At 50.0% G+C, this 8615-nt stretch carries 1 protein-coding gene, 11 tRNA genes and 2 rRNA genes (1 of these 14 running past the window's edge); all 14 read left to right on the top strand.

Annotated elements, in window-relative coordinates; translation table 11 throughout:
• Window positions 1-2899: ribosomal RNA gene (locus MKY59_RS27540) — 23S ribosomal RNA — on the top strand (it extends 27 nt beyond the left edge of the window).
• Window positions 2900-3020: 121 nt separating this feature from the next.
• A 5S ribosomal RNA gene (gene rrf / locus MKY59_RS27535) occupies window positions 3021-3137 on the top strand.
• A gap of 79 nt (window positions 3138-3216) precedes the next feature.
• A tRNA-Asn gene (locus tag MKY59_RS27530) sits at window positions 3217-3292 on the top strand.
• 3 nt (window positions 3293-3295) lie between these two features.
• Window positions 3296-3368: transfer RNA gene (locus tag MKY59_RS27525), tRNA-Thr, on the top strand.
• Between the two features lie 8 nt (window positions 3369-3376).
• A tRNA-Glu gene (locus MKY59_RS27520) sits at window positions 3377-3448 on the top strand.
• A 122-nt stretch (window positions 3449-3570) separates the two neighbouring features.
• Window positions 3571-3646: transfer RNA gene (locus tag MKY59_RS27515), tRNA-Val, on the top strand.
• A 9-nt stretch (window positions 3647-3655) separates the two neighbouring features.
• Window positions 3656-3730: transfer RNA gene (locus MKY59_RS27510), tRNA-Gln, on the top strand.
• 15 nt (window positions 3731-3745) lie between these two features.
• Window positions 3746-3821: transfer RNA gene (locus tag MKY59_RS27505), tRNA-Lys, on the top strand.
• Window positions 3822-4694: 873 nt separating this feature from the next.
• Window positions 4695-4775 (top strand) — tRNA-Leu (locus MKY59_RS27500).
• A gap of 10 nt (window positions 4776-4785) precedes the next feature.
• Window positions 4786-4860 (top strand) — tRNA-Gly (locus MKY59_RS27495).
• A gap of 5 nt (window positions 4861-4865) precedes the next feature.
• Window positions 4866-4942 (top strand) — tRNA-Arg (locus MKY59_RS27490).
• A gap of 8 nt (window positions 4943-4950) precedes the next feature.
• Window positions 4951-5024 (top strand) — tRNA-Pro (locus tag MKY59_RS27485).
• 12 nt (window positions 5025-5036) lie between these two features.
• Window positions 5037-5107 (top strand) — tRNA-Gly (locus tag MKY59_RS27480).
• A gap of 668 nt (window positions 5108-5775) precedes the next feature.
• Complete coding sequence (gene ppc, locus MKY59_RS27475; protein WP_236421519.1) at window positions 5776-8568, top strand: phosphoenolpyruvate carboxylase; 2793 nt, start codon at window positions 5776-5778, stop codon at window positions 8566-8568.
• Window positions 8569-8615: the final 47 nt, after the last annotated feature.

Below are 8615 nucleotides of genomic sequence, written 5' to 3'. Positions count from 1 at the left end.
ATGCCTAGGCGCTAGGAGCCGATGAAGGACGTGGCGAACAACGATACTGCCTCGGGGAGCTGTAAGCAAGCTTTGATCCGGGGATGTCCGAATGGGGAAACCCAGCTGGCGTAATACCCAGTTACTCTTGTCTGAATACATAGGGCAGGAGAGGCATACCAGGGGAACTGAAACATCTAAGTACCCTGAGGAAGAGAAAACAATAGTGATTCCGTCAGTAGCGGCGAGCGAACGCGGAACAGCCCAAACCAGAGAGCTTGCTCTCTGGGGTTGTGGGACGTCTCACATGGAGTTACAAAGGAGCCGGTTAAACGAAGAGGTCTGGAAAGGCCCGCCATAGAAGGTAAAAGCCCTGTAATTGAAAGTCTGCTCCCTCCGAGACGGATCCCGAGTAGTGCGGGGCACGTGAAACCCCGTATGAATCCGGCAGGACCATCTGCCAAGGCTAAATACTTCCTAGCGACCGATAGTGAAGCAGTACCGTGAGGGAAAGGTGAAAAGCACCCCGGAAGGGGAGTGAAATAGAACCTGAAACCGTGTGCTTACAAGAAGTCAGAGCCCGTTTTAGGGGTGATGGCGTGCCTTTTGTAGAATGAACCGGCGAGTTACGTTCCCGTGCAAGGTTAAGGTGAGAAGCCGGAGCCGCAGCGAAAGCGAGTCTGAATAGGGCGACATAGTACGTGGACGTAGACCCGAAACCGGGTGATCTACCCCTGTCCAGGGTGAAGGTGCGGTAACACGCACTGGAGGCCCGAACCCACGCACGTTGAAAAGTGCGGGGATGAGGTGGGGGTAGCGGAGAAATTCCAATCGAACTCGGAGATAGCTGGTTCTCCCCGAAATAGCTTTAGGGCTAGCCTCGGAAAACAGAGTCGTGGAGGTAGAGCACTGATTGGGTGCGGGGCCCGCAAGGGTTACCAAGCTCAGTCAAACTCCGAATGCCATAGACTTACTTCCGGGAGTCAGACAGTGAGTGCTAAGATCCATTGTCAAAAGGGAAACAGCCCAGACCATCAGCTAAGGTCCCCAAGTGTGTGTTAAGTGGGAAAGGATGTGGAGTTGCACAGACAACCAGGATGTTGGCTTAGAAGCAGCCATCATTTAAAGAGTGCGTAATAGCTCACTGGTCGAGTGACTCTGCGCCGAAAATGTAACGGGGCTAAACACACCACCGAAGCTATGGCTTGATCTTATGATCAGGGGTAGGGGAGCGTTGTATAAGGGTTGAAGGTGTACCGTAAGGAGCGCTGGACATTATACAAGTGAGAATGCCGGTATGAGTAACGAAAAGATCAGTGAGAATCTGATCCGCCGAAAGCCTAAGGGTTCCTGAGGAAGGCTCGTCCGCTCAGGGTAAGTCGGGACCTAAGGCGAGGCCGAAAGGCGTAGTCGAAGGACAACAGGTCGAAATTCCTGTACCACCGTAAATCGTTACGAGCGATGGGGGGACGCAGTAGGGTAGTGACGCAGGCTGATGGATGCCTGTCCAAGCAGTGAGGCTGGTTAGTAGGCAAATCCGCTAACCGTAAGGCTGAGCTGTGATGGGGAGTGAAAATTACAGTAGCGAAGGTCATGATCTCACACTGCCAAGAAAAGCCTCTAGCCAGATGAAGGTGCCCGTACCGCAAACCGACACAGGTAGGCGAGAAGAGAATTCTAAGGCGCGCGGAAGAACTCTCGTTAAGGAACTCGGCAAAATGACCCCGTAACTTCGGGAGAAGGGGTGCCCCGGTAGTGTGAATAGCACGAGGGGGCCGCAGTGAAAAGGCCCAAGCGACTGTTTAGCAAAAACACAGGTCTGTGCGAAGCCGTAAGGCGAAGTATACGGGCTGACGCCTGCCCGGTGCTGGAAGGTTAAGGGGAGCGGTTAGGGAGTAATCCCGAAGCTGTGAACCGAAGCCCCAGTAAACGGCGGCCGTAACTATAACGGTCCTAAGGTAGCGAAATTCCTTGTCAGGTAAATTCTGACCCGCACGAATGGCGTAACGACTTGGGCGCTGTCTCAACGAGAGATCCGGTGAAATTTTAATACCTGTGAAGATGCAGGTTACCCGCGACAAGACGGAAAGACCCCATGGAGCTTTACTGCAGCTTGATATTGAATTTGGGTACGATCTGTACAGGATAGGTGGGAGCCTGAGAAGCATGAGCGCCAGCTTGTGTGGAGGCACCGTTGGGATACCACCCTGATCGTATCTAGGTTCTAACCTGGTGCCCTGATCGGGTACGGGGACAGTGTCAGGTGGGCAGTTTGACTGGGGCGGTCGCCTCCTAAAGAGTAACGGAGGCGCCCAAAGGTTCCCTCAGAATGGTTGGAAATCATTCGAAGAGTGCAAAGGCATAAGGGAGCTTGACTGCGAGACCTACAAGTCGAGCAGGGACGAAAGTCGGGCTTAGTGATCCGGTGGTACCGCATGGAAGGGCCATCGCTCAACGGATAAAAGCTACCCTGGGGATAACAGGCTTATCTCCCCCAAGAGTCCACATCGACGGGGAGGTTTGGCACCTCGATGTCGGCTCATCGCATCCTGGGGCTGAAGTAGGTCCCAAGGGTTGGGCTGTTCGCCCATTAAAGCGGTACGCGAGCTGGGTTCAGAACGTCGTGAGACAGTTCGGTCCCTATCTGTCGTGGGCGTAGGAAATTTGAGAGGAGCTGTCCTTAGTACGAGAGGACCGGGATGGACGTACCGCTGGTGTACCAGTTGTTCCGCCAGGAGCACCGCTGGGTAGCTATGTACGGACGGGATAAGCGCTGAAAGCATCTAAGCGTGAAGCCCCCCTCAAGATGAGATTTCCCAGTATGTAAGACCCCTTGAAGACGACGAGGTAGATAGGCTGGGGGTGGAAGTGCAGCAATGCATGGAGCTGACCAGTACTAATCGGTCGAGGGCTTATCCAAGAAATGCAGGTTCTAAGATCGCAAGTTTCGTTTCGAATCCAGTTTTCAGAGAGCAATCTCTGAGTGAAAAACGGGTACATCACTTGATGTGCGGATCGTTTTTCAATCCAAAGCAAAATCGTTTGGTGGCGATGGCGGAGGGGTTCCACACGTTCCCATCCCGAACACGACCGTTAAGCCCTCTAGCGCCGATGGTACTTGGACCGCAGGGTCCTGGGAGAGTAGGAAGCCGCCAAGCGAACTCTTTCATCATACATAGAAAACAATATGTTGACGTTGTACGATGAATTGCATTTGCGTATGCAAATGCACCATATTCCCTGATAGCTCAGTTGGTAGAGCACTCGACTGTTAATCGAGTTGTCACAGGTTCGAGTCCTGTTCGGGGAGCCATTTGCTCTCATAGCTCAGTAGGTAGAGTGCATCCATGGTAAGGATGAGGTCACCGGTTCGATCCCGGTTGAGAGCTTTGAATAAGGCCCGTTGGTCAAGGGGTTAAGACACCTCCCTTTCACGGAGGTAACAGGGGTTCGAATCCCCTACGGGTCATTGTAATTCCATTGCAATAAAAGGGGTGAGAACCCCAAAGGTTCGTCGGAGGATAACTTCGTTAGCTTAGACTTCACAGTCTCGAACGAAGTGAGAGTATCCCCTACGGGTCATAGTATTATGGAGGCTTAGCTCAGCTGGGAGAGCATCTGCCTTACAAGCAGAGGGTCGGGGGTTCGAACCCCTCAGCCTCCACCATTTTATTATTGGGGATTAGCCAAGCGGTAAGGCAACGGACTTTGACTCCGTCATGCATAGGTTCAAATCCTATATCCCCAGCCATTTTAACTTCAGTGAGAGCCATTAGCTCAGTTGGTAGAGCACCTGACTTTTAATCAGGGTGTCGAAGGTTCGAGTCCTTCATGGCTCACCAGTTATATCCATTCAAAACATGTTCTTGCGGAATGCAATGAGGGTGTTTTTTTTATTTTGGCTCACTTTTGCGAATGAATAGTGGGCCTTTTTGATATATGTTTGCATCTTTTAGATTGATTGTTTATGGTTAGCAGCGCTGTAGACAATTAAAAAGCACGAATGAGTCTCCCTGTCCACGTGTAATCGGCCAGCATTTTCGGTTATAAACGATCCAGGGATAAAGAATCACTGACTATTTCAAAGAACTGCTTTCTATCAACAAACGGGAGTCAAGAATGGTACGACATCTTAGCCGAGCAGCTGCGGCAGATGAGGCTAGTCTTCTTCTAAGACCGCCATGGAACCACAGGGCTCGCTTAGCTCTAAGCATAACAACTATCACAGGGTGTGCGCTCTTCTTTCCAGTAACGCTGTTCTGAACAAGTCTGACGTCAACAACCAGGTAAGTTACCGTATTTCATTTGACATGACAAAGGTTCTCTGAATTGGAGTAAAACCAGAGAAGGAGACAACATGCAGCGGAGAGGCTCAAGATTGCCGTTTTAAAGTAATTTGCTTCAATCTATATGGGGAAATGCTCTAAGCCGATGGAACGGTTTAGAAGCCTATTTAGGAGGCTTACTATAGGTTTTAAGAGTTACGTCTGTAATCATTTGGTGGGACGGGACAGGGAGTAAGTCTAAAACAAATACAGGACAGACATTCAAAAAAGGGGGGGAGAATGAAAAAAAAGATTTTTTTGCGTAAATGCTTGACTCATATACGTATTATATGGTAAGATCATTCTTGTCGCTAACGAGATACGTTGGATCGAAAAACAACGTAATTACAGTTAGGTGAAAGCCTTGCATCAAATGTTCGGCTTCAATATGCGCGTGTGGCGGAATTGGCAGACGCACTAGACTTAGGATCTAGCGTCTTTGACGTGGGGGTTCAAGTCCCTCCACGCGCATCCTTATTAAGCGGACGTGGCTCAGCGGTAGAGCATCGCCTTGCCAAGGCGAGGGTCGCGGGTTCGATTCCCGTCGTCCGCTCCAAATATGCGCCCTTAGCTCAGCTGGATAGAGCGTTTGACTACGAATCAAAAGGTCGGGAGTTCGAATCTCTCAGGGCGCGCCATTTCATATCGGGATGTAGCTCAGCTTGGTAGAGCACCTGGTTTGGGACCAGGGGGTCGCATGTTCAAATCGTGTCATCCCGATTTTAATGATTTGCGGGTGTAGTTCAATGGTAGAACTCCAGCCTTCCAAGCTGGTAGCGTGGGTTCGATTCCCATCACCCGCTTCAGCAAAACGATGATCTTCTGCTGTGCAGAAGATCATCGTTTTTAGTTTTCCTCGCATGAGTTTGTTCATGACCGTGATCCTTCCTTTACTTCGTATTGTCCATCAAAGAGTTAACAAAGTTGTGGCAGCATATCCCCAGGCCTTTGGATTTCCAGTGTATGAAGATGCTGCTGGACATACAAAATAGACTTTGATCCGTCCAAAGTGCTGGCTCTAATTTCTACTGAATCCATCCCCAACAAGCAAAAAAATTAAAAAAGACTCTTTAATTTATTGCATCACTGTGATAAAGTATACAAAAGCTTGCTTTGCCGGTCAGGTTTCATTGGATATACTCCTGCTTCAGGGCGACGGATTTTCCAACTGCATATGGTGAGCATAAGGAACGTGCTTCTAGATTGCATATTTATAATTTTTTTGGCATGAAAATGAATTTGCCCATGTGTGGTTTATATGTGAAAAATGGTTCATGCAGAAGGGCCCGCCCCATATGTCGAAGCAGAGCAAGAAAATGAATAAAAAAGCGTGTTTTTATGCTAGAAATCAAGGAAACCCCCCTTTTTTTCTAGTAGAAAAGTAAAGATTTTCGTAACGTTTTATTGTATGATGTTATGAAGGTGTCAAATTTTCGTGTACGAAAGCGAACGATCAGATGGGAGGATAAGCATGACTGAAACTATGGTAACCGCCAGCAAAAGCCAGTCCAACAACCTGCTTCGGCGAGACGTGCGGTTCCTGGGCAACATACTTGGAGAAGTTCTAGTCCATCAAGGCGGCACGGAACTTCTTGATGTCGTTGAGAAAATTCGGGAAACCAGCAAATCTTTGCGCGCAGAATTTTTGCCAGAGCTCTATGCAGAGTTCAAAACGATGATCCAGGAATTAGACTCGGAGAACCGTCATCAGGTAATCAGGGCTTTTGCGATTTATTTTCAATTGGTGAACATCGCTGAACAAAATCATCGGATTCGGCGCAAGCGGGATTATGAGCGTTCTGCTGGGGACAGCGTGCAGCCTGGATCAATCGAAAAGGCCGTTCAGGATCTGAAAGAGCGCGGGCTGTCTCATACGGAAGTCGAGCAGATTCTGGAGGAACTGTCTCTGGAGTTGGTTATGACGGCTCACCCTACAGAAGCTATGCGACGCGTCATTTTGGATATTCATAAACGGATTTCTGAAGACGTCATGCTGCTTGACAATCCTACGCTGACGTTGCGTGAACGTGAACAGTTGCGAGAAAAGCTGCTGAATGAGGTCATCACCTTGTGGCAGACCGATGAGCTTCGGGACCGCAAGCCGACCGTGCTTGATGAAGTCCGCAACGGGATGTATTACTTTCACGAAACGCTGTTCCACGTACTTCCGGACGTATATCAGGAGCTTGAACGCTGCCTGCAAAAATATTACCCTGGCCACAACTGGCATGTACCGACGTATTTGCGCTTCGGTTCCTGGATTGGGGGAGACCGGGACGGAAATCCATCGGTAACTTCAGACGTAACGTGGCAAACGCTGCTCATGCAGCGCAAGCTCGCGATGCGCGAGTACCAGCGGATCATGATCGAACTGATGGGCCATCTCAGTTTCAGCACGAACATCATCAATGTATCCGATGAATTGCTGCAATCCATTGAAGAGGATCGCAAACACGTTACGTTGAAAAAGGTCGACATTTGGCGCAACGAGAAGGAGCCATACCGCATCAAGTTGGCCTACATGATCGCCAAGCTCAACAATGTGCTTGATGAAAACAAAATCGGTCAACCTGACCGCTATGATAACGCACAAGGGTTGATCGCCGATCTGATGATCATCGACCGCAGCCTGCGTCATCATTTCGCCGATTACGTGGCAGATACCACGGTTCGCAAAATGATTCGCCAAGTGGAACTATTCGGTTTCCATACGGCAGCGCTCGATGTGCGCCAGCATAGCCAGGAGCATGAAAATGCGATGGCCGAGATTTTGGCCAAAATGAATGTGGTTGAAGATTATGCACGCCTTACGGAAGACGGCAAAGTGGATCTGCTGGCCCGTTTGCTTGAAGATCCGCGTCCGCTGACTTCTGCATATCATCAATATACCGAGGGAACAAAGGAGTGTCTGGACGTATTCCGCACGATCAAGCGTGCACAGAACGAGTTCGGCACAGAATGCATTACCAGTTACCTGATCAGCATGACCCAAGGGGCAAGCGACCTGCTGGAAGTGATGGTTTTTGCGAAAGAAGTCGGCCTCTTCCAGAAAGGAAGCGACGGTAAGATCGTATCTACCCTTCAGGCAGTGCCGCTGTTCGAAACCATTGACGATCTGCATGCAGCATCCGACATTATGCAGAAGCTGTTCAAGCTTCCTGTATATCGTGCCAGCGTAAGCGCACGGAACGAATTGCACGAGATCATGCTCGGCTATTCGGACAGCAACAAGGACGGCGGCGTAGTGACCGCCAACTGGGAACTGCGGGTAGCGATGAACGCCATTACCGAGGTGGGCAATGAACACGGCGTGAAGCTGAAGTTCTTCCATGGCCGTGGTGGAGCGCTTGGCCGCGGCGGGATGCCGCTGAACCGCAGCATTCTGGCCCAACCGCCGCATACGATTGGCGGGGGCATCAAGATTACGGAGCAAGGCGAGGTCATCTCGTCCCGTTATTCCTTGAAAGGGATCGCTTACCGCAGTTTGGAACAAGCAACATCTGCGCTGATTACTGCTGCATTGAACAGTTTGGAACCGCAGGAATCGGCATCCGAGCGTCATTGGGACAGCATCATCAAGGATATTTCCGAGGTGTCGCTGCGCAAATATCAGGATTTGATTTTCCGCGACCCGGATTTCTTCACTTTCTTCAAAGAATCGACGCCGCTGCCTGAGGTTGGCGAACTGAACATCGGTTCCCGTCCATCCAAACGGAAAAACAGCGACAAGTTCGAGGATCTGAGAGCGATCCCTTGGGTGTTTGCATGGACGCAAAGCCGTTATCTGCTGCCGGCGTGGTATGCGGCGGGAACAGGACTGCAAAGCTATTATCAGGGCAAAGAAGAGAATTTGGCTGTTCTGAAAGACATGTATGCAAACTTCCCGTTCTTCCGGACATTGATCGATACGGTACAAATGGCAGTGGCCAAGGCGGATCTCGTCATCGCCAAGGAATACTCGGCCATGACTTCCAACAAAGAAGCGCGTGACCGCATCTATGGCCTGATTGAAGCCGAGTTTAATTTGACCAAAGATTTGATTCTGAAAATTACCGGCGAAACCGAAATTTTGAACGACGTGCCGGTGATTCAAGAATCCATCAGACTGCGTAATCCTTACGTCGATCCGTTGTCCTATATGCAAGTGCAGCTTCTCAGCGAACTGAGAGAACTGCGTGAACGTGGCGACGACGATGCGGAACTGCTGCGTGAAGTGCTGTTGACCATTAACGGAATCGCAGCCGGACTTCGGAACACCGGCTGATTTGGAAATATCGATGATCTAATAAATGGTTCAATCCTTCCTTTCCA

This window comes from Paenibacillus sp. FSL W8-0426, assembly GCF_037969725.1.
Lineage (GTDB): Bacteria > Bacillota > Bacilli > Paenibacillales > Paenibacillaceae > Paenibacillus > Paenibacillus hubeiensis.
This window is presented reverse-complemented; position numbering and strand designations above follow the sequence as displayed.

Bases quoted from the DNA above. Each gene is read 5' to 3' on its own strand.
- ppc (WP_236421519.1), top strand. From the start codon at position 5,776: ATGACTGAAACTATGGTAACCGCCAGCAAAAGCCAGTCCAACAACCTG.